Source organism: Bifidobacterium pseudolongum subsp. pseudolongum DSM 20099 (genome assembly GCF_000771225.1).
Taxonomy (GTDB): domain Bacteria; phylum Actinomycetota; class Actinomycetes; order Actinomycetales; family Bifidobacteriaceae; genus Bifidobacterium; species Bifidobacterium pseudolongum.
Map to the genome: position 1 here is coordinate 121,759 of NZ_JDTZ01000005.1, position 20,441 is coordinate 142,199.

Annotated in this window: 17 protein-coding genes; 5 read left to right on the forward strand and 12 right to left on the reverse strand. The window is 62.1% G+C overall.

What is annotated here, in order from left to right; all coding sequences use genetic code 11:
• Positions 1 to 116 precede the first annotated feature (116 nt).
• The 4 genes from OU02_RS05150 to gtfA form a co-directional block, all read right to left on the reverse strand.
• Positions 117 to 2,234 carry a GmrSD restriction endonuclease domain-containing protein gene (locus OU02_RS05150; protein WP_033489150.1) on the reverse strand — a complete coding sequence of 706 codons (2,118 nt, stop codon included), beginning with the start codon at positions 2,232 to 2,234 and terminating at the stop codon, positions 117 to 119.
• Positions 2,231 to 3,643: a DUF262 domain-containing protein gene (locus OU02_RS05155; protein WP_033489151.1), complete on the reverse strand. Its 1,413-nt coding sequence runs from the start codon at positions 3,641 to 3,643 to the stop codon at positions 2,231 to 2,233. Before OU02_RS05155 ends, OU02_RS05150 begins: the two co-directional genes overlap by 4 nt.
• Positions 3,644 to 3,848: 205 nt before the next feature.
• Positions 3,849 to 5,450: an MFS transporter gene (locus OU02_RS05165; RefSeq protein ID WP_022542471.1), complete on the reverse strand. Its 1,602-nt coding sequence runs from the start codon at positions 5,448 to 5,450 to the stop codon at positions 3,849 to 3,851.
• A 44-nt stretch (positions 5,451 to 5,494) separates the two neighbouring features.
• Complete coding sequence (gene gtfA, locus OU02_RS05170; RefSeq protein WP_033489153.1) at positions 5,495 to 7,018, reverse strand: sucrose phosphorylase; 1,524 nt, start codon at positions 7,016 to 7,018, stop codon at positions 5,495 to 5,497.
• A gap of 572 nt (positions 7,019 to 7,590) precedes the next feature.
• On the opposite strand from gtfA, the gene OU02_RS05180 reads away from it, so the two are divergent.
• Positions 7,591 to 8,622 carry a LacI family DNA-binding transcriptional regulator gene (locus tag OU02_RS05180; RefSeq protein ID WP_080720554.1) on the forward strand — a complete coding sequence of 344 codons (1,032 nt, stop codon included), beginning with the start codon at positions 7,591 to 7,593 and terminating at the stop codon, positions 8,620 to 8,622.
• Positions 8,623 to 8,637: 15 nt separating this feature from the next.
• Here OU02_RS05180 and OU02_RS05185 read toward each other — a convergent pair whose 3' ends face one another.
• The 4 genes from OU02_RS05185 to fbaA form a co-directional block, all read right to left on the reverse strand.
• Positions 8,638 to 9,012: a fluoride efflux transporter FluC gene (locus tag OU02_RS05185; RefSeq protein ID WP_033489156.1), complete on the reverse strand. Its 375-nt coding sequence runs from the start codon at positions 9,010 to 9,012 to the stop codon at positions 8,638 to 8,640.
• Positions 9,012 to 9,887: a fluoride efflux transporter FluC gene (locus OU02_RS05190; protein ID WP_052110246.1), complete on the reverse strand. Its 876-nt coding sequence runs from the start codon at positions 9,885 to 9,887 to the stop codon at positions 9,012 to 9,014. The genes OU02_RS05185 and OU02_RS05190 overlap by 1 nt, the downstream gene beginning before the upstream one ends.
• Before the next feature lie 102 nt (positions 9,888 to 9,989).
• Complete coding sequence (locus tag OU02_RS05195; RefSeq protein WP_033489157.1) at positions 9,990 to 11,276, reverse strand: adenylosuccinate synthase; 1,287 nt, start codon at positions 11,274 to 11,276, stop codon at positions 9,990 to 9,992.
• A 98-nt stretch (positions 11,277 to 11,374) separates the two neighbouring features.
• Entirely contained in the window at positions 11,375 to 12,439 is a 1,065-nt protein-coding gene (gene fbaA / locus OU02_RS05200) for a class II fructose-bisphosphate aldolase (protein WP_033489158.1), read from the reverse strand.
• 219 nt (positions 12,440 to 12,658) lie between these two features.
• Between fbaA and OU02_RS05205 the strand changes: the two genes are divergently transcribed.
• The 4 genes from OU02_RS05205 (at position 12,659) to OU02_RS05225 (ending at position 16,113) form a co-directional block, all read left to right on the forward strand.
• Positions 12,659 to 13,936: a polysaccharide deacetylase family protein gene (locus OU02_RS05205; protein ID WP_080720569.1), complete on the forward strand. Its 1,278-nt coding sequence runs from the start codon at positions 12,659 to 12,661 to the stop codon at positions 13,934 to 13,936.
• 73 nt (positions 13,937 to 14,009) lie between these two features.
• Positions 14,010 to 14,336 (forward strand): hypothetical protein, encoded by a 327-nt coding sequence (locus OU02_RS05210; protein ID WP_033489159.1) that lies wholly within the window; start codon positions 14,010 to 14,012, stop codon positions 14,334 to 14,336.
• An 84-nt stretch (positions 14,337 to 14,420) separates the two neighbouring features.
• Positions 14,421 to 15,140, forward strand: a complete 720-nt coding sequence (locus tag OU02_RS05215) for a carboxymuconolactone decarboxylase family protein (protein ID WP_033489161.1) — start codon at positions 14,421 to 14,423, stop codon at positions 15,138 to 15,140.
• Between the two features lie 493 nt (positions 15,141 to 15,633).
• Positions 15,634 to 16,113, forward strand: coding sequence for a methylated-DNA--[protein]-cysteine S-methyltransferase (locus OU02_RS05225; RefSeq protein ID WP_033489165.1), 480 nt, complete (start codon positions 15,634 to 15,636; stop codon positions 16,111 to 16,113).
• A 365-nt stretch (positions 16,114 to 16,478) separates the two neighbouring features.
• Here OU02_RS05225 and OU02_RS05230 read toward each other — a convergent pair whose 3' ends face one another.
• The 4 genes from OU02_RS05230 to OU02_RS05245 all read right to left on the reverse strand — a co-directional run bounded on the left by OU02_RS05230 (position 16,479) and on the right by OU02_RS05245 (position 20,436).
• Entirely contained in the window at positions 16,479 to 16,841 is a 363-nt protein-coding gene (locus tag OU02_RS05230; protein WP_241434874.1) for a DMT family transporter, read from the reverse strand.
• Positions 16,842 to 16,877: 36 nt separating this feature from the next.
• Complete coding sequence (locus OU02_RS05235) at positions 16,878 to 18,089, reverse strand: MFS transporter (RefSeq protein ID WP_080720553.1); 1,212 nt, start codon at positions 18,087 to 18,089, stop codon at positions 16,878 to 16,880.
• Between the two features lie 88 nt (positions 18,090 to 18,177).
• Positions 18,178 to 18,855, reverse strand: a complete 678-nt coding sequence (locus tag OU02_RS05240) for an SOS response-associated peptidase family protein (protein ID WP_033489344.1) — start codon at positions 18,853 to 18,855, stop codon at positions 18,178 to 18,180.
• A gap of 480 nt (positions 18,856 to 19,335) precedes the next feature.
• A complete protein-coding gene (locus OU02_RS05245) occupies positions 19,336 to 20,436 on the reverse strand; it encodes a tyrosine-type recombinase/integrase (RefSeq protein WP_033489169.1) in 1,101 nt (366 codons plus the stop codon).
• Positions 20,437 to 20,441: the final 5 nt, after the last annotated feature.

A 20,441-nucleotide genomic window follows, 5' to 3' on the forward strand; every position in this document is an offset into this window, starting at 1 on the left:
ACGGCGCATTCGTCACGACTCCCGAAGTTCGCGCTCGGACACGTCACCATGCTCCAACTGGCGAATCGACCGCTCCAGATGACGCATGTTCTCGGGGGCGTAGAACGGATCGTCGTTCACCGGACATGAGATGCGTCGCTCAGCGCGTCCAACAATCGGATCCACAGCTCGGTCTGGTCCTTTATCTGCTGCTCGCCCCATGTGGTCTCCTTCTGCGCCTGTCCGACCATGAACTGGAATTTCAGGCTTTGCTGGGCCACATTGAAATGCCTGATCTTCTCCATTGCGTCGAGGTTGTTGCGGCGGGAGTTCTCCCGAACCGTCAGCAGACATAGATTGCCGAAATCGTTTACATTGGGCGGCGCATCGCCACCGCTTAAAGGATGCTGCGGCGAGAAATGTTCCACGGAATTGCGGTAGCGGAAACGGAACCGCCTGCAATCAAGAGTCTGCGCGCCTTCGCCGGAATGTTCGGCCTGCTCGGCGTATTCATTCCACCGCGTACGCACTTCCGACGCTACCGCCGGCAGCTCATCGGTTCCGAAGATGCCGGCTGCAGACATGTCCTGTCCCTGCGGCGAATCATCGGCATGATTGAGCAGCTCCCACAGCGCATAATCCAGATAGTTGAAGATGAAATGCTCGGTGCCGACGCCTTGATTGACGGCTTCACGAATCTGCAACCGGCGCTCTTCCGTCGGCGTACCCTTCAGCTGCAGCTTCTCCTCAAGGCTCCCGCGCGCATACTCCCGAATGTGTTGCAGGAACGCAGATCCATCGACGGCTTCCTTTGCCCACAACCATTGCAGCATTGCATACAATGCCTTCTTGTGGTTGTTGCCCGTTTCGGTCACCTGGAACATGGACTGGATCATGATCAGTTCCTGCTGGACCTCATCCGAGAACGCATTGGCAAGGTAGTATGACCGCTCCTTCTTGCTCTTGTTTTTTCTGCAGCATTTGAGCGTCCATTCGGTGGCATCGGATAAAACGGCCGAATCCATATGCGTTTTGACGATGTAGTTGTCGAACAGGAAACGGCATTGCAGCAGCGCCGCAGCGAATCGTTTCGCGTTGTCCTCCGCGGATGCTGAGGGAATGCCGACCGCCTTGTCGTCAAATATGTTGACCACCCTGTTATCAAATTCGCTGAGCAATGACGCATCGTCAAGAGGAACATTCTCGTCGTCACTGTAGATGCGCAGCACATGCATGAGAAACGCCGGGAAGCTGATGACGGAACGGTATCGCTCGGTTTCGTCATCCGAATGGGCACCCGATTGTGCCTGCTGTTCCGCTTGCGGCGGTTCCTCGCTGAGCGCTTCCTGCAGCACATCCTCGAATGACTTGGATAATTTGGCACTGCCGTCGTCGCCGCCGTCATTGTCCGGAGCCGCCTCGCCGACGAGTCGGTTCCAATCGGCAGGCGGCGCCGACGTCCACCCCTCGCCGAACCATCGCGTCCGCTCATCGGGAGTCGCGAGGCATTGCATGTAGTGATCCATATCCGAGCAGACATCCCAGATGCGGCCGATGGTTTCGCGATCGGTCGGGGAGGATACGGCGCTCATGAGGCGCGCCTTGACGACATCCTGCGGCCTGAGCTGCACGCCGCGCGTATTCATGACTTCGAAATAGCGGTTGAGGTCGGTTCCCGAAGGCAATTCGTCACGCACGATGCTCACATTGGTACGCAGTTTTTCGAGGTCTATCCGGCGCTCCGGATCTTCGAAGTCCTGACGGTCTTCCAAATACTGACGGATGATCTGATATCCGTCGAGCAATGGGCGGCACATCGTCTCCTGATCGGAAGGTCCGTCCTGCGCGCCGACGTCCTCCGGCTGATCGGACGCGCCGCTCTTACGCAGCTGTTGCAGCAACGCCCCATATGATTCGGCACGGCATTCATATTCCAATCGCATATGCCATGCGTCCAACGCAGCGGCGGCTTGATCGTCATCGTCATGGCAGAGCGCCGCCATCAGCAGATACAGCGTGGTCAGACGTTGCTGCCCGTCGATGACCTCGTACACGGTCCTGTTCCGCTCACTGCCGCACCTCGCAACGACCAACGAGCCCAGATAGTACTGGTCGTCGGCACGCCTGACGTCGTCGAGCAGCGTCTTGATTTCATCAGCGCCCCACGCATATGCGCGCTGATAGATCGGAACCCGATATACGCATCCCTCGTCGAAGAGTTCAGCGATGTTCAGTACCGCCGGCTTGCCCGTCATCGGGTCTCCTCCCCACGCTTCATGTTCCCCTCTTCTTCCATGCCTCCATCACCGGCCCGAGACTTGGAATCGCGTCGCATATAGCGGCTCCACAGTTCCTGATAGCGCCGCTTCACGTTGTCCGAATCTTCATCAAGAGGCTCCCGAGCAATGCGCGCCATATGGGACAACACATCACGCCCGCGGTCAGCATCGCGGATCATCTCGAATATGCGGGCGTTCCGCCACCATCGATCGGCGCCCAGCGCATAGTTGTTGACGGTGGCAAACCGCAACGAGCGCATGGCGAGTCTCATATACGCGGCATGCAGGAACGCCATTCTGGCGGCTTCGACGGCGTCGCCATCGCCGAATCGATCCCGGTAATATAGCAGGATGGTATGGAAGAGTTCGGTCATGTAACGGTACCGCCACTCGTCCACAAAGGGCACGACATCGGCGCAGGCTTCCTTCCACGGATCCTCATCATGCATGAGCTGCTGCCGGAGCAGCGTCCGATAATGCTCCGCGAAGCAGAAAAACGCCTCGCCGTTGATCACCGGCTGATCGATCTGGAACGCATATGACGTCTCCGACCCGTCATCGGCGCGCTCCTTGCTCGCATACCAGGCCGTGACATAATTGCGCTGCCACGGCGCGCATTGCCGCTCGTTGCCGCGGCCCGGCAGATCGACGCCTTTGAACATGGCGATGGAATCCGAATCCAGACCGCCGGGCTTCGCCTTCTCCCCTCGGCTCCAGCATGCGATGCGATAGAGATATGTGCCGAAGAGCGGCTGGATAGCATCCTGATGCAGCTCCCACCGCCGCACCAGCTGTTGTTTGCAGCTTTCATCCACGCCGTCGGCATCCATGCGGCGAAGATGGAACGCCTTGAGCAGATCGGTGGGGTCGAGTTCCTTGCCGCGCGCATTCTGCGAATCGAACATCTGGAACGCTTCGGACAGATGGTCTGACCTAACCTTCAGTACCTCGCAGCCATCGAGCAGGCGACCCGCAAATTGCGAGCGCCGATCGCCCTCCCACGAATCCATTAATTGCCGTATCGCATGATCGTTCTCGTACAGATGCCGGCGAGTCTGCTCGTCATCGCGCATATCCAGCCGCATACCATCCTTACGCTCCCCCAGCACGGCCAGAATCAGATGCAACGTGATCACCCGCTGCTGCCCGTCGACGATGTCGAGCGACGTCCCGTCTTCGTTCCGATAGACGATGACGGTGCCGATGCGATATCGGGATTCATCCGGCGCGGGATCGGCCTGCGCCGAGTGCTCGATATCCTCGATCAGCTGGAGCACGTTGGACGCCTGCCAGACGTAGGGGCGCTGATAGGGAGGCACCTGCAACGGGCGGCGCAGTAGTTCGCGAATGCTGCAGACCTCCACGTTGATCGCATCGCCGCCCATCACGTCTCCCTCACCATGCGTGAGACGGAACGCCAGACCACATATCGTTCCGCCGGATACCCACGTCCATCATAGGCGACGTCATGCGTACGCATCGCCGACGCGACACCATGCGACGGCGGCGGCATCTCGCGATCGGCATACGAGAAAAGGCCGGCGACATGAACGTCGCCGGCCTTGGCAATGTGACGATGAAGGGAAAGCGTCACTTGACGTTGCGGATGCGCATGACGAGCGCGGCCGCGATGAGCACGATGACGATCGCGACGACGAACACCCACGCATAGGCGGCCGCCGGCGTATCGGACGCGTGCATCGCCGACTTCGCAATCGAGACGACGATCGACGTCATCATCGTGCCGATGACCGTCGAAAGCGTGTTCGCGAGGTTGAGGATGCCCAGATCCTTGCCCGCCTCCTTCGGATTCGGCAGCACGGCCACGTTGAGCGCCTGGTCGATCGCGTTGTAGACGCCGTAGCCGAGGCCGGCGATCGCGGCGAACAGATACATGCCCATCGGCGAGCGGAACAGCAGCGGCATCGCGGCGCCAACGGCGAACAGGCAGCTCGCGAGCGCGACCGGCAGCTTGCGGCGGCCGATGCGGTCGGTGATCGGACCGGCCGTGACAGCGGCGATCAGCGACACGACGAGCGTGATGACGCCCATCGTCGCGATGATCGCGGCGGCCTTGTCGGTGGCGTGCGGATCGCCGGCGTAGATGTAGTCCTGTGCGATGTACAGCTGGTAGGTCGTGATCATCCAGTAGCCGCCCATCATCAATGTGCGGCCGACGAGCGCGTAGTAGAAGTCGGGCGCGTGGCGCGGCGGGCGGAAGTTGCGCAGAATCGCCTTCGCACTCAGCTTCTCGCCGTCGGCTTCGAATTTGCTCGACTTCTCGCGCGGCCACACGACGACGACGAAGATGCCGACGAGCGAGAAGACGGCGAGGCCCATCATCCACGCCTGGAACAGCCCTGCGTCGCCGCGCGTGAGGAACGCGGCGCCGACGACCGAGCCGAGCGTCTGTCCGACGGCGATGCCGGCGCCGTAGAATCCGGAGATCGTGCCGCGCACCTTGTCGGGGACGCGGTCGGACATGACGGCGACGTACGGCGCGAGCATCATGTTGTAGCCCATCTGCGCGACGCACCACAGCGTCACGATGAGCGCTTCGGAGCGCGTGAACGCGACCGCGCCGATGCTCAGGCCGGTGATGAGGCCTCCGATCACGATCCACGGCGTACGCTTGCCGAAACGCGAGCGCGTCTGGTCGGAGAGCGTGCCGAAGACGATGTTCGCGACGAGGGCGACGAACGCGCCGATCGAGTTGACGAGGCCGAGCATGAACACCTTGCTGCCGGCGTCGATCTGCTCGAACACGCGCGGCAGGATGACGGTGCTCAGCGCGACCCACGGGATTGCGCAGGCGATTGCGGACACCGTGAAACCGACGCCGAGCCGCACGATCTCCGTCTTCGTCGGGCGGTGGCCGTCGGCCGACACCATCGGGTCGCGCATGTCCATGAACGCCGAGTCCTCGTCCGGCACCGCCGTGTCGACGGCGGCGAGCGCGGCCATGCCGGAGCCGGGGACCTGCGAATCGGTGGCGAGCTTGACGCTCTGCGTCTGCTCGTCGTCGACGCTGCTTTCGGCGGCGCGTTTCTTCGGCATCGGCGCGGCCAGACGCGCGATGTTCTCCTTGTCTTCGGCGCTCAGTGCCTTGTCCAGGTCGGGTCGGTCGTCGATGCCCGGACGGATGTAGCCGTTGCCGGCCGGCTTGCCGCCGGCTCCCTGTTCGTCCACCATGATCTCCTCTTTTCCGTTTCGTCGTCCGTTGCGTCCGGCTGCGCTCAGTGCTTGCGCGCGACCGGCGGGTTCGCGATCAGGTCGTCGCTGACGTGGTCGCCGTCGGCGTCCTGCCATGCGAGCGTCGCCACCGACTGCGTGTTGTCGACGCCGATGCCCTTCGACGGCGTGAAGGTCAGCGTCGCCGACGTGTCGTCATCGTTCCACGTGAAACTGATCGTCTTGCCGTCGTCGCTCGTCGCGTAGCTGAAGTCGCCGTCGAAGGCCGACAGTTCGTTGCGGAAGCGCGCGAGCGCGTTGAGCGCCCGCACGACCGGGCGTTCGAGGTTCTCATCGATTTCGGCGGTCGTGTAGTAGTGGCGGTTGATGTCGCGTCCGACGTTCGTGCGCTTGAGCAGCGCCATGTCGTTGGCTCCGGCGAGCGCGCCGACGTAGTAGACCTGCGGCACGCCGGGCAGGAAGAACTGCACGGCGCGCGCGGCGATGTAGTGCTGGTCGTTGCAGCCGAGCGCCGAATAGTAGGTGGAGTTCACCTGGTAGAGGTCGAGGTTCGACGCGGCGGCGCCGGTCGCGGCCTTCGACTCGCCGTGCGTGTTCTTCGCGATCGTCTCGACCATGTTGTCAACGTCCTCGTCGGGGACGAGCCCCTTGAGCGAGCGGTCGAGCTGATCGGAGCCGATATCGATGACGCCGATGCCGTCGTGCGTGTCGAGCACGGTGACGGCGTTGTTCGGGCGGATCTCGGTCCAGTGCGCGAGCGCGTCCACACGGCCGGTGAACAGCGAGTGGAGCAGGAGCGGGGGCAGCGCGAAGTCGTAGACGCGGTCCACTTTCGCGGCGATCTCCACCTGCTTCTTGTAGTACGAGTGCACTTCGATGAGGATCTCGAGCCCGCGCTTGGCGCCCTCCTCGCGCAGCCGGGAGATCAATTCGAAGGTCTTCGGCGTCATGAAGCAGCTCGTGCCGGCCTCTTTTGCGCCGTAGCCGACGGCATCGAGGCGAATGTACTTGACGTGCGATGTGCCCATCCGGTCGAAGATCGACATCAGGTACGCCCAGCCTTCGGCGGAGTCGGTGTCGATGTCCACCTGCTGCGGCGTGAACGTGACCCACACCAGGCGCGTCTTGCCGGCGAAGGTGTAGTGGGTGAACGGCAGGCCCGGGCGCGGGCGGTAGATCCCGGCGAGCTCCTCTTCGGTCGCACCGTCCGGGAAGACCGAGCTCATCGTGAGGAACATCGGGTAGTATTCGGACTCCTCGCCGTGCGCGAGCACGTCCTGGAACTGGCGCGACTGCCAGCTCATGTGGTTGACGATCGCGTCGACCATGATGTCGTGCGTCTTGGAAAGTTCGGCAACGTCGTCCCAGTCGCCGAGGCGCGGGTCCACTTTCGTGTGGTCGATGGGGTCGAATCCGGCGTCCGCGCCGTCGAACGGCGTGAAGAACGGCAGGATATGCACGCCTTCGTACGCACCGGCGAAACGGGTGCGCAGGATGTCGGTCAGGGATGCGAGATTGCCGTCGCCAAGACGGTCCGCATAGGTGATAAGTTGCACTTTGTTCTTCACGGGTTCCTCCTCGTCGAGTCAGTTATGGTCGATCTCACGCCGTTGGGATCAAACGGCCCAGTAGTCCGGGGTCTGGTTCGCCTCATGGCACCCACCGAATGTTCCGCCGGTACGCGACACTGTGTTGAACCGGTTCGATAGGGATTATGGCACCGATTCCACAGACGCGCAACTCCTCTTCCTTCGGCGTGTCGAACCGGTTCGACACGGCAATCGCACCGCCCCTCCGAATCCTCGCGCAAGCATCCCCTCCCGCGCCGCAGCCCCTGTCTCCTCTCCATTTCCCCCACCCCTGGCCGTTGGCGTCTATCCCCCAGACACCAACAGCCGAGCGCAAGCGAACAGACGACCACATGTGACTAGCACCCAGACACCAACGCCACCCACGGCAACATAGACATCCGTCGGCGCCTACCGCATAGACACGGCCGGTGATACAACCGGTCGTTTCAGTCGCTCACAGGCAGCACATCCACCGCCAACGCTCCGTATAATCGACATATTCAGGCAGCGTGTCTACAATATTGGGCATCAAACCGGTTCGACGGCGAAACAGCAGTGAGGAGGCACAGATGGTGGGCATGCGCGATGTCGCAAAAAGGGCAGGAGTCTCGGTAAGCAGCGTCTCGCTCGTCATCAACGGCACCGGTTATGTGTCGCAGGATATGCGCGACAGGGTCGAACAGGCGATGCGCGAACTCGACTATGTGCCGAACGAGCTCGCGCGGCATTTCTACCGGGGCAAAACAGGCATCGTCGGCGTCATCGTGCCGACGATCCAACATCCATTCTTCGCGACGCTCACCGCGCACCTGCAGCGCGAGTTCGCACGCCGCTCATTGCGTACCATGCTGTGCTCGACCGCCGACTCCGCGAGCGGCGAGGCGCAGTATGTCGAGATGCTGCGCCAACGCAGCCTCGACGCGCTCGTCGTCGCCGCGCACACGACGCACGACACCGACTACTGGACGTCGATCGGGCGGCCCGTCGTCGCCTTCGACCGCAATCTCGGCGCGCGCATCGCGCAGGTGAGCTCCGACCACGCGTATGGTGGCGAACTGATCGCCGACCTGCTGACCCGCACCGGCGCGCGCAATGTGGCGATTGTCGGCGGCCCGCGCGCGCAGTTCACCGACCTCAGCGGCACCAACACGACCTTCCCCACCGTGCGCTACGTGCAGACGCTGGAAACGCGCCTCACCGAGGCCGGCATCGCGCACATGTACGCCGAATCGGGCGAGGTGTTCGACCTTGACGGCGTGCGGCGCACCGTTCGCGAGGCGTTCGACGCGCTTCCGGACATGGACGCGTTCGTGGGCGCCGACCTGGCCGCCGCGTTTGCGGTGCAGGAGGCCACCATGCGCGGCATTGCAGTGCCAGGTGATCTGCAGATCGTCGCGTATGACGGCACAATGGCAGCGGATTGTGCGGGTCTGCCATTGACCGCGGTACGTCAGGATTTTGTGTGGATTGCGCGCGCCATCGCAGGCAAAATCGAATCGGAGATCACCCGGTTCGCGGGCGATGTGTCCCAGACGGCGTCACCGGATCCGGGCCCGGAAACCATCCCAGTCGTGCTTGAGCGGCGCGCCACGACGCGGTGAACGCGTGCTAGGCGGTCAACGCCCCATCGAGCCGATCCACCAGCCCACAATCACCATGCCGAATGGGATGACGAGCGTGACGAGGAAATAGAAGGCCGCCATTGCGAATTGTTTGCTTTTGGCAAGCGAGACCATCTCGTTGACCGCCGTGGAGAACGTGGAGAAACCGCCGAGGAAGCCGGTCACAAACAGCAGATAGGTGTAGTAGCTCACCGTCTGGTATGTGTAGGCGGCCGCCGCCACTCCCGCCAGCAGCGAGGCGAGCACGTTGATGATGAACGTGGAAAGCGGGAACAGCCTGCGCCAGCTGCGTTGGATCGACGTGTTGAGCACAAAGCGCGCCACGGCGCCAACACCGCCGCACGCGCAGATCAGCAGGAACTGGCCCATCACTTCACCTCCCCAGTCATCGGATTGGCCACCACGGGGATCTCGTCGGTGTCCGGGTCGGGGTCACCGGGGTGCGTTGTGGCCGCCAGCGCGGCGAGCGAAGCCGATTGCAGCTCGTCGTTCGGATTGGTGGGCGCTCCGCCGGCCACGTCCGGGTCGGTCGGCACGCGCACGCCGATCGCCGGCTTGGCGCGCGTCTGCATGCGCATCACGTCGGCCACAGCCTGCTTGGTGGAACGTTTCTTGGTGAGCTGCAGGCCGAGCCACGAGCCGAACCATGCGACCACGATGCCCACGATGAACGTGACCATGGTGTACAGGAAGAATCCCCAATAGCCGCCGTTGTGCATGGCGGTGATGTCTTCGATCATCATGGCCGAAAGCGTGGAGAACCCACCACACATGCCCATGCCGACGCCTCGGCTGATCAGCTGGCGCGTGCGTTTGCGGAGCCAGATCGCCTGGGTCATGTATGAGGAGAGCAGCGCAAACCCGAAGGTGGCGATCATATTGGCGATGAACGTGGCCGGGTGGAACGCCATGAGCAGGTGGTTCGTGGTGCCTTGGTACGGCAGCCACAGCCACAGCCCGTAGCGCAGCGCCGTGCCGAAACATCCTCCCAGGAACACCACCAGATACATCAAAGCGTCGGCGAGGGGATTGAACCGCGCCTGCATGCGTTTGAGCGGCGCAAGCGGCACGCTGGGCGGTTTGCGCGCTGCCGCGGCACCCGTGGGGTGCGGGCGCAGCAGTTCCTGCTCGAAATCGTGGGTCAGCGGGTTGTCGGAATCCGAACTCTCCGCCGGTTCACTGTATGGTCCGACTTGCGTCGTCTGCGACTGACCGCGAGAGCCGCCGTCGTCATACGTGTGCATTGTGGGGTGTCACCGCCTCGGTACTTCTTTGGGCTTGGGCGCGTGCCGTCCGTGATATCCCTATAAGGCAGGGCCAGGGCGGCGCACACCACGTAGTGGACATCAGTCAATGAGTGAATGGATCTCGATGATGTGGTCGCGCTGCGGGCCGGTGCCAATGACCGAGATACGGCAATTGGACAGCTCTTCGAGACGCTTCACATACGCCTGGCAGTTGGCCGGCAGGGCATCGAAGCTGTGCACCTGCGAGATGTCCTCGGTCCAGCCCGGCATGGTCTCGTAGATCGGTTTGGCGGCGGCGAACGCCGTCTGGTCGGTCGGCATGTCGTCGTAGCGCACGCCGTCCACGTCGTAGGCGACACAGATCGGAATCCGCTCAAGCCCAGTGAGCACGTCAAGCTTGGTGAGCACGATGTCAGTCAGACCGTTGACCTGCGTGGCGTAGCGGTTGACCACCGCGTCGAACCAGCCGCAGCGGCGCGGGCGGCCGGTCGTCACGCCATATTCGTGGCCTTGCGCGCGCAGCCAATCGCCCCACTCGTCAAACAGCTCTGTGGGGAACGGGCCTTCGCCCACGCGCGTCACATACGCCTTGGAAACACCGATCACTCGGTCGATCTTGGTGGGGCCCACGCCGGTGCCGGTGCATGCGCCGCCCGCCGTGGGGTTCGACGACGTGACGAAGGGGTAGGTGCCATGGTCCACATCGAGCATCGTGGCCTGGCCACCTTCGAACAGCACGGTCTTGCCATCGTCGAGGGCGTCGTTGAGCACGAGCGACGTGTTCGCCACATACGGCTTGAGGCGCTTGCCCAGTTCGAGCAGCTCCTCCACGGTCTGGTCCACGTCGATGGGCCTGCGGTTGTACAGTTTGACGAGTATCTGGTTCTTCTGGTGCAACGCGCTGGCCACTTTGTCGCGCAGATGCTCCTCGTTGAACAGGTCGTGCACGCGGATGCCCACGCGGTTGATCTTGTCGGCGTAGGCCGGGCCGATGCCGCGGCCGGTCGTGCCGATCTTCTTCTTGCCGGCGAACCGTTCGGTGACCTTGTCGATCGTGCGGTGGTACGGCGCGATGATGTGCGCGGATTCGCTCACGAGCAGGCGCGAGCAATCGATGCCACGGCTTTCGAGCCCGTCGATCTCCTGAAACAGCACTTCGGGGTCCACCACAACGCCGTTGCCGATGACCGGCGTGGCCCGCGGGCTGATGATGCCGGACGGCAGCAGGTGCAGCGCATACGATTCGTCGCCCACGACCACGGTGTGTCCTGCATTGTTGCCGCCGTTGAACCGGGCAACGTAATCCACCTTGGTGCCGATCAAATCAGTGGCTTTGCCTTTGCCTTCGTCGCCCCACTGGGCGCCGATCAATACGATTCCAGGCATGTCTGCTCCTCTGGGTCGCCGTATTCCCGCCGAGGCAAGGTTACCCCACGCCCTGCCCGTTTGGCTAGAGGCGGCGGCGCCAGAGGTGCGAAACCGCGCTACTTGAGCGCGCGGCCGGCCGATCCGAGCTGCTCGCACGCCTCGACGACGCGCGCCGCCATCGAATCCTCGGCTTCGCGGCCCCACGAACGCGGGTCGTACATCTTCTTGTTGCCGACCTCACCGTCCACCTTGAGCACTTCGTCGTAATGGCTGAACATGTGGCCCGCCACCGCACGCGTGAACGCGTACTGTGTGTCGGTGTCGACGTTCATCTTCACCACGCCGTACGAGACGGCTTCGGCGATCTCCTGCGCGGTGGAGCCGGAGCCGCCGTGGAACACGAGTTCGAACGGCTTGCCCTCGGGCGCATCGGCGTCGAGCACCGCGTGCACAGTGCCGTCCTGCACACCGCTCCACACACCCTGCTGGATCTCGTGGAGCAGTTCGGGGCGCAGCTTGACGACGCCTGGCTTGTATGCGCCGTGCACGTTGCCGAACGTGAACGCCGCCATGTACCGGCCGTGCTCCCCCAGCCCGAGCGCGTTGGCCACTGCGATGCCGTCTTCGACCGTGGAATACAGTTTTTCGTTGATTTCCGCGCTATGGCCGTCCTCTTCTCCGCCCACCGCGCCGATCTCGATTTCGAGCACGGTGTGCGCCTGCACGGACTTGTCGAGCAGCCGGCGCGCGATCTCGATGTTCTCGCGCAGCGGCACGGTCGACCCGTCCCACATGTGCGACTGGAACATCGGCTCGCGGCCGTGCTTGACTTCGTCGATCTCGATGTCGAGCAGCGGCTCGACCCATTCGCCGAGGTACTGCTTGGCGCAGTGGTCGGTGTGCAACGCCACGGTGACGTTCGGGTATTTGCGCGCCACTTCGTGCGCGAACGCGGCGAACGCGAGCGACCCGGTCACGCGGTCCGCCACGCGCTGGCCGGAGAAATATGCGGCGCCGCCGACCGACACTTGGATGATGCCGTCCGATCCGGCGTCCGCAAGCCCCTGCAGGGCCGCGTTGAGCGTCTGGCTGCTCGTCACATTGATCGCGGGGTACGCGTAACCGCCGCGGCGGGCGGCGTCGAGCATCTGGGCATATCGTTCCGGCGTTGCAATAGTCATACGCACCATTATCCCGCGCACCGCGCATGGCCGTGCGTAAAAACACGCCCTGAGCGTGGAATTGTTGCTTACATCACGCCAATTGTGAAGAGTGGTGCGCGCACGTGCATATAAGGATGCGTCTGCGCGCGACTCTGCTAGGCTGGCTTACAGCAGACCAACCCCACCGATACCCGCACCAGGCATCTCAATTCACACGAAGAAAGCGTTGTGACCACGATGAACAGCACAGACCCGCGCCCCGACGACGATTGGAATCTCGAAGATGCGGCAGACTCCGCAGACACCGGCGATGTCGAAGAGCTGGATATCGCCACGGACAAGCGCGGCATGGGCCCGGTGGCCACGGCGCTCGTCACCGTGGCGGTGGCGGTGCTCGTAGTGGCGGGTGCAGGGTTCGGCTGGTGGATGTGGCAGAACCACTGGCGGCAGGTCAGCATCACCGTGGACGGCGATCAGCTGCACGCACGCGCCGACACGACCGTGGCGCAGTTCCTGGCGGACCACGGCGATTTCCAGCGCAAACCGGGCAGGCTCGTCTCGCTCAAAGGCGATGTGCTCGAACCGGCCGGCGGCACCGCCGTGCAGGTCAAGCTCGACGGCACGGTCATCCCGGTAAGCGAGTACGGCAGCACAACGCTCGCCCGCGCCACCACGATGACGGTCACACCGGGCACCGACCGCACCGAGGAACACACCGTGGAACAGCGCAAAGTGCCGTTCACCACCGACATCAACCTCAACAACGGACCGATCCAAGTGGTCACGCAGCAGGGCAAAGACGGCACGGACGAAATCTGGATCGGCAAACGGTCGAAGCAGGAAATCAAGAAGCGCACGGTGGAGCCGATGAAGAAGCTCACTGTGCAGTCGTTCTCGCCGCATCCCGAAGGCAAGAAGGTCATCGCATTGACGTTCGACGATGGGCCGAGCCAATATACGGGGCCGATTCTCGACATCCTCAAACAGAAAAAAGTGAAGGCCACGTTCTTCGATCTGGGTGAGGAGGCGCTCGCGATGCCCGCGCTCGAACAGCGCATGGTCAAGGAGGGGCACCAGGTGGCCTCGCACAGCGTTTCGCACCCATACTTGCCCAACATGAATGCGGAAGAGCTGCGCAAGGAGATCACCACGAGTTTCGCCGACCTCAAAGAGGCCTCCGGCACCGTCACACGCACGATGCGCGCGCCCTACGGCGCGTTCGGCGTGCAGCAGTGGAAGGACGCCGCCACGGTGCTCGACCGGAACGTGCTGTGGACGATCGACACCTTGGATTGGAAGCGGCCCGGTGCCAAGGCGATCCACGACGAGGTGATGAAGAACGCCTACAACGGCGCGATCGCGCTGATGCACGACGGCGGCGGCGACCGCACGCAGGACATCCAGGCGCTGCCCGGCATCATCGACGACCTCAAGAAGCAGGGCTATTCGTTCGTCACGATCGACGAGCTGTGCGAGATGGGCGGCGTGCCGAACGCCGCGCAAGGAGAGGAGTGAGCCCGCGCATGGGCAATTCAGGGAAATGGGGCATCCAGGGATGACAGGACAACCGGACCAACAGACACATCGCATGGCACTCATTGCGGAAGCCGTGCTCCTCATCCTCGGCTATGCACTGGTGATGCCGGTGCTGCTGTCGTCATTCGACGGGGCGCCGAATGATGCGATCCGCGCATGGCTCAACCAATCCCCGGCCAACCTGTGGCTGCTCGTCGGCGGCACGATCGTGGGCCTTGCATGCTGGATCGGTGCGGCGGCAGTGGAAAAGAAACACCGCAGGCAAGGGCGTATGGGCGGGTGGAAATCGTTGGTCCGCCCCACGGTCACCGTAGTGACCGGCCTATGCGGATTCTGTGTGTGCTTCAGCCTGCCCCTGCTGTGCATGGCGCATCTGTGATCAGGCGGTACTGCGCATCACCGCAAGGAACCGGTCGACGAAGCCGAATACGCACAACTCAAATAACCGGAAATCAGGCTCATCATGACGAATCAGAACACGAACATCAACAGCGATCCCAACAGCGATCTGCGCCGCACCGACCCGGGTTTCGCCGAGCGCATGCTGCATTTCGCGGACGTCGAAGTGGCGCAGGACCCCGACACACAGCTCGATGCGGAGACGCGCTATCTCGCGATTCTCGCGACACTGCTCGGCTGTCAGGGCACTGACGAATTCCGCATCCAGCTGGCGCGCGCACTCGACGCGGGACTCACACCCGTGCAGGTGAAGGAGGTCGTGTATCAGGCGGTGGATTACCTCGGCATCGGCCGTGTGCGCCCGTTCCTCGGCATCACGAATGATGTGCTCGAAGCTCGCGGCGTGGAACTGCCGCTTTCCGACCAGGGCACAACGACGATGGACGACCGTCTCGAGGCCGGCAACGCGAAGCAGGTGGAACTGTTCGGTTCCGGCATGGACAAGAGCTACGAACGCAGCAAAGTCAACTATTGGCTCGCAGACAACTGCTTCGGCGACTACTACACGCGCACCGGGCTGACCAACGCGCAGCGCGAGATGATCACGTTCTGCTACCTCGCCGCCCAAGGCGGCGTCCAACCACAGCTGCTCGCACATGCCAAGGCGAACATCGGCGTTGGCAACAGCGCCGATGTTCTGCGCAAGGTTGTGCTGCAGTGCCTGCCGTACATCGGCTACCCCCGCACGCTCAATGCGCTACATGTCGTCGGGGAATTTGAGTGAATCACACATAAACCAGCTCTTTGACCGCGCGGTTTGTGGCATATGTGCCCAATATATGCCACACCTGTACTCCAAAACCAGCCGCAACACAGAACAGGGTAGCTAAAAAAGCAGCAAATTTTCTTTTATATATGATTTCCTTCCGACCACTTCATTGCAATCAGTAATCTTCTTGCATTCACGATAATATCAGATTTATTCATCATCAGCGCAGAATATCGCAATAGCAATAGATGAGACGCGAGCGTCGTGGTGTACGGCAAGGAACGCGATGAGCATATCGACTATCCACGCACGATCAACGCCCGGAACACAATCGGGATGGTGGACCAGACGGCCATAGCCACCAAGCAACGGCACGAATTGTGTGAATCTTGCGCAGAGCACAACGCGTACCGGCATGTTGCCCTACCCCCCACGTTCCTGCTGCCCATATAATCATGGGCAGCAGGAACGCCCGCATTGCCGCGGGCCGATGGTAAAGGAGAGTGCAATGGCGGGATTTGCAGTATACACAAGCCAATACGGGCCGATCCGCGTGGACTGGAACGACGGCGCGATTACCGGACTGCGCATCGTGACGCAGTCTGACAATGCAGCGGACGGGCCGGGCGAGCCGACCGAACTGACCGATTTGGCGTTCCATGAGCTGGAGCGGTATTTCGCCGGCGATCTGCGGCAGTTCACCGTGCCGATCGCATTCACATACGGCACGCCGTTCCAGCAAGCCGTGTGGCGCGCACTCCTGCAGATCCCCTATGGCGAGACGCGCACTTACGCGCAGATCGCCGAGGCCGTGGGGCAGCCGAAAGCGGTGCGCGCGGTGGGATCGGCGAACAACCGCAATCCGATCCTGTTCATCGTGCCATGCCATCGCGTGATTGGCGCCAACGGCAATCTCGTCGGGTATGCGTACGGCGTCGAGATGAAACGCGCACTGCTGCAACTCGAGCAGCGCGTCGCGCAGGCCTGAACGCAAGTTTTCGTGCAGTGGCCTGAGCGGTCCGACGTGACCGCCCAGACCACTTTTTTATTCTTCGATGAGCATGCACCCGCAGACAGCATCGGCTCAGCACAAGCCGGGGTCTCATCTACTCGTCGCACAAATCGATTTTTGCCCGGTATCTGCGATTTGTGCGATTGGCGCCATACGCGGATCAGCGGGGACTGCCACAAAACACACAAAATCACACAAAACAGTCCTGAAATCACACATATATTACATGTTTTAACCCAAATACGACCACGCGCGCAGCAGCGGCACCATTGCCCGCCACACAAATCAATTTTGGGGTCCATAACTGCGATTTGTGAGGCAGGCGCGCCGAGCAGCACATGTCAGTTCGCCAATTTGAGACCGGCGATGCACGCGACCATGCCGATGAGGTACAGGATCTTGAGCAGCGACACGGATTCTTCGCCTACAACCATGCCATACACCACGGTGATCGCCGCACCGATACCGACCCAAATCAAGTAAGCGGTGCCGACACTGACCGAACGCATCGCATACGACAGGCCAGCCATGCTTGCGGCGAGCCCGCAGAAGAACACAATCACCGGAACGATTTTGGTGAATCCTTGTGATTTATCGAGCGCAATCGCCCACACCGCTTCGCAGATACCGGACAGAACAAGAACACCCCACGCCATGACGCGCCTCCACTGGCAAGTCTTTGCGAGTACCTGGTACTTGACCATCGTCAGGGAACTGGAGCCTTTCACCGATCCAACGCACTACTGTAGCAAACCGCGCTCATACCGCAACGCGTACAGTGCGAGCAGCAGCACTGCAACCGCGGCGAATGGCACACCGCTGAGTGCCGGATAATGGTAGTTCATCGCGGTGGCGTCCAACATCGCGCCGCCGACGAACGAACCGACCGCGTTGCCGAAGTTGAACGCGATCTGCACAGTGGCACCGCCAATCAGTTCGCCGCCACCCTTGCCCGCTTCGGCCATCAGCAGCTGTTGCGGTGCGGAGACGAAGAACAGGCCAAACGCGATCACGAAGGTCAGCAATGCGGTGCTCCAGCGCGAACCCGGAATCAGGAATACGGCGAGAAGCCCCGCCCCGGCCACGGCCTGCCCGACGGCGGACGCGGCGCCGGGGTGCCAACGGTCGGCGATGCGCCCACCGCACAATCCACCCACGACCATGCCGAAACCGGCGAGCATCATCATCAGCGAAACCATATTCGACGGCCAGCCGCCCACTTTCTGCAGCCACGGACTGACGTAGCTCCACCAGCAGAAAATGCCGGTATTGCCGACGAACACGGCGATGAGCACCATCCACGGTCCGGGCTTGCGCAGAAAGCGGAACTGCCCGCGCAGTCCGGCGTCTTCCACCGGCTGAATGTACGGGATCCACAGGCGCGCCAGTAGCGCGGTGAGCGCGGCAACGGCGGCGAGCAGGCAGAACGCAAGCCGCCACGTCATGTGTTCGGCGAGCAGTGTGCCCGCGGGCACGCCGAGCATATTCGCCACGGTCTGCCCCGTGACCATGGCGGAGACGGCGCGCGCCTCCTTGCCTTTCTGCGCGAGCAATTTCGCGATCAGGGTCGCCGTGCCGAAGAACGCGCCGTGCGGGAAGCCGGCGATGAACCGCGCGGCGATGAGCATCGGCGCATTCACCGAGACCGCGCTCAGCGTGTTGCCGGCGAGCGCGATGAGCATGAAGATGACGATGAGTGTGCGCGGCGGAATCCTGCGGCCGAACACGAGGATGAGCGTGCCGACGCACACGCCGATCGCATATGCGGAGATGAAATTGCCGGCGAACGGGATGCTCACGTGCATCGTCTGTGCGGTTTGGGGCAGGATGCCCATCATCACGAATTCAGCCGCGCCGAGCACGAACGCGCCGGAGGCGAGCGCGAGCAGGCCGAGCGCGTTATGGGATTGTGCACCGCCACTGCGTTGGGCGGCCGAGGCGTTGTTCGGCATATTCACTCCTCATCTGTGTGTGCCCATGCGGCGTCGCGCGTCCGCACATAATGCATCGCCTGAATTAAGTCGGTATCAAGTATAGTGCTCAGCGCACCGGCTGCGCGGTGAGCGGCACGGCGGAACGGTCCGCCAGCCGCATGTAGTCCGGGCCGAGCCATGTGGTGAGCTCGGTGGGGTGCAGAATGAGCGGCATGCGCGGGTGCACCGGCGCCATGCTCGCATTCGCGCGCGTCGTCACCATCGAATACTCGTGACTGCGGTGGATGCCGCCGATGAAGATGACCGGCATGCGCGGAATCGTGAACATGTACTGCTGTTTGATCGTGCGGCCGGTGCGCTCGCTGATGCGCGTCTCCGTGCCGCTTGACTCGTAGAACCAACGGCAGGCGATGATGCAACGGTCGTGCTCCATTGACGCGCGCCAGATTGGCTTATCGGCGCTTTCGATGCGCGTGTTGAAGATCGGCTGCGGATTCCACTGTGAGCTGTAGCCCCACTCGAGGTCCGCACGTTCCAGTGCGCCTGGCGCGAGCCGATCAACGCCGACCGCCGTGTCGAACGTGGGGACGATCACCGGCCCAACTGACTTCGGATACACGTCGATCCGCTGCTTGGTTTTGGAATCCTCCAGTTCTGGATAGTCCAACTCCAGCTGCCCGTATTCCTTTGGCCGTTCTGGCTCTGCCGCCGACTGCTCACCGGTCAGCTGCGCGATGAGCAGATCAATCTGCTCATCCCGCAATCCCACGTAATGCGCACACATGGTTTCACGGTACATCGGCATGCCTGGACCCGTCTTGTATCTATTCTTTCGGCGTCATGGGTTGGGCGGCACAGCCCCTTTCGCCGCTACAGGTAGTGCTTCTTCCGCTACGGGTAGTGCTTCCGCAGGCAAATTCCATCTACAAACGTTGAAAAATAGCGGTTTTTAGGGTTGGCTCGGCTGGAAAAGCACTACCCGTAGCAACGGCGTGGTCCTCGGAAGTATGTTGCCAAATAATTCTCAAAATGGCTCGCACTTCATGTGATTCATGAGGTTCACAAGATTCATGAGATTCTAGAATCGGCCATTTTCCAAGGGTTCAGACCAGAGGGTTGGTATATAAAAGAGCGGATGACGGGAGTCGAACCCGGCTAGGCACCCTTGGAATAGAGCCGTTCCTACCGCTGAACCCTTGGAAACTCAACGTTTTAGAGTTTCGTTGAATAACGTGGATACGGCATGTTTTTCAGATATTTGTTATCAATTTGTTATCACGCGGCCATTCTCGCATATGCGCCGTTCCACGTCCATCGCCACCGCGTCCAAGTCCGTATCGAACAAATCTGCATAGGTGTCGAGCGTCATGGCGGCTGTTTTGTGCCCTAGCATTCTTTGCACGGCCTTCACGTTCGCACCCGACGAGATCGCTATGGACGCGGCAGTATGGCGAAGGTCATGCATGGTCAGCGCCGGAACTCCCGCCACTGCGATCGCACGCGCATACCACCCCTTGCCCCGCGCCGACTGCTCACCGAGCCACCTGCCGTGCGCGTTGCCAGGGAACAGCAGATCGTCATGCTGCTTGCCGACACACTCGCCCAGTATCACGTTCATCACGGAAGGGGCCACAGGCACCTCGCGCCGCTCATGCGTCTTCGGCAACCCCTCGACGTAGACGCCATTGACACGCACGACGCTATGGCGCACCAACAGGCGCGAACGTTCAACGTCCACGTCCTCGACGCGCAACGCGCGCAGCTCACCGAACCGCAGCCCACAGAAGCCAAGCGTGAGGATCACCGCGCGATGCTCGCCCGCCGCGTCCGCCAGGGCAAGCAACTGCTCGACCGTGAGATATGTGCGCGCCTTGTGTGTCTTCCTGGGCAACTGGACGCCCTCGCATGGATTCCTGCGCATCACGCCGTCCTTGACCGCGAGCTTGCACACGCCGTTGAGCACGTCATAGGCACGGCGCACGATCGTCGCGCTTCGCTCCGCACCCATGGCACTCACCCACGCCTGCACCTCGCTGTATCGGAGCTTGCCGACCTGCCGCCGCCCCCATTTGGGCTGCACATGCACACGCCATGAGCTTTCGAGATCACCCCAATACTTCGGCTTCACCGTCCCCTTCTTGCCTTCAAGCCATGTGGCCGCGAGATGGTTCACGCTGACCTTGCCGAGTTGCGGGTCTATGTAGTCGCCGTCATTGACGCTGACCAACATACGCGCTGCGTAGTCCTCCGCGTCGCACTTGCGCGTAAAGCCGCGTTTGGTGTGCTGCACTTCTTCCGCGTCACGGTATGAGACATACCACCAGCGCTTGCCTTTTCGTGTCCGGTACTCATGCACGCTCGCCATGTGAC

What these genes read in the sequence shown, in the direction of transcription:
- OU02_RS05150 (WP_033489150.1), bottom strand. Translation starts at nt 2,234, where the DNA reads ATGACGGGCAAGCCGGCGGTACTGAACATCGCTGAACTCTTCGACGAG.
- OU02_RS05155 (WP_033489151.1), bottom strand. Translation starts at nt 3,643, where the DNA reads ATGGGCGGCGATGCGATCAACGTGGAGGTCTGCAGCATTCGCGAACTA.
- OU02_RS05165 (WP_022542471.1), bottom strand. Translation starts at nt 5,450, where the DNA reads ATGGTGGACGAACAGGGAGCCGGCGGCAAGCCGGCCGGCAACGGCTAC.
- OU02_RS05180 (WP_080720554.1), top strand. Translation starts at nt 7,591, where the DNA reads ATGGTGGGCATGCGCGATGTCGCAAAAAGGGCAGGAGTCTCGGTAAGC.
- OU02_RS05185 (WP_033489156.1), bottom strand. Translation starts at nt 9,012, where the DNA reads ATGGGCCAGTTCCTGCTGATCTGCGCGTGCGGCGGTGTTGGCGCCGTG.
- OU02_RS05190 (WP_052110246.1), bottom strand. Translation starts at nt 9,887, where the DNA reads ATGCACACGTATGACGACGGCGGCTCTCGCGGTCAGTCGCAGACGACG.
- OU02_RS05195 (WP_033489157.1), bottom strand. Translation starts at nt 11,276, where the DNA reads ATGCCTGGAATCGTATTGATCGGCGCCCAGTGGGGCGACGAAGGCAAA.
- fbaA (WP_033489158.1), bottom strand. Translation starts at nt 12,439, where the DNA reads ATGACTATTGCAACGCCGGAACGATATGCCCAGATGCTCGACGCCGCC.
- OU02_RS05205 (WP_080720569.1), top strand. Translation starts at nt 12,659, where the DNA reads ATGAACAGCACAGACCCGCGCCCCGACGACGATTGGAATCTCGAAGAT.
- OU02_RS05210 (WP_033489159.1), top strand. Translation starts at nt 14,010, where the DNA reads ATGGCACTCATTGCGGAAGCCGTGCTCCTCATCCTCGGCTATGCACTG.
- OU02_RS05215 (WP_033489161.1), top strand. Translation starts at nt 14,421, where the DNA reads ATGACGAATCAGAACACGAACATCAACAGCGATCCCAACAGCGATCTG.
- OU02_RS05225 (WP_033489165.1), top strand. Translation starts at nt 15,634, where the DNA reads ATGGCGGGATTTGCAGTATACACAAGCCAATACGGGCCGATCCGCGTG.
- OU02_RS05230 (WP_241434874.1), bottom strand. Translation starts at nt 16,841, where the DNA reads ATGGTCAAGTACCAGGTACTCGCAAAGACTTGCCAGTGGAGGCGCGTC.
- OU02_RS05235 (WP_080720553.1), bottom strand. Translation starts at nt 18,089, where the DNA reads ATGCCGAACAACGCCTCGGCCGCCCAACGCAGTGGCGGTGCACAATCC.
- OU02_RS05240 (WP_033489344.1), bottom strand. Translation starts at nt 18,855, where the DNA reads ATGTGTGCGCATTACGTGGGATTGCGGGATGAGCAGATTGATCTGCTC.
- OU02_RS05245 (WP_033489169.1), bottom strand. Translation starts at nt 20,436, where the DNA reads ATGGCGAGCGTGCATGAGTACCGGACACGAAAAGGCAAGCGCTGGTGG.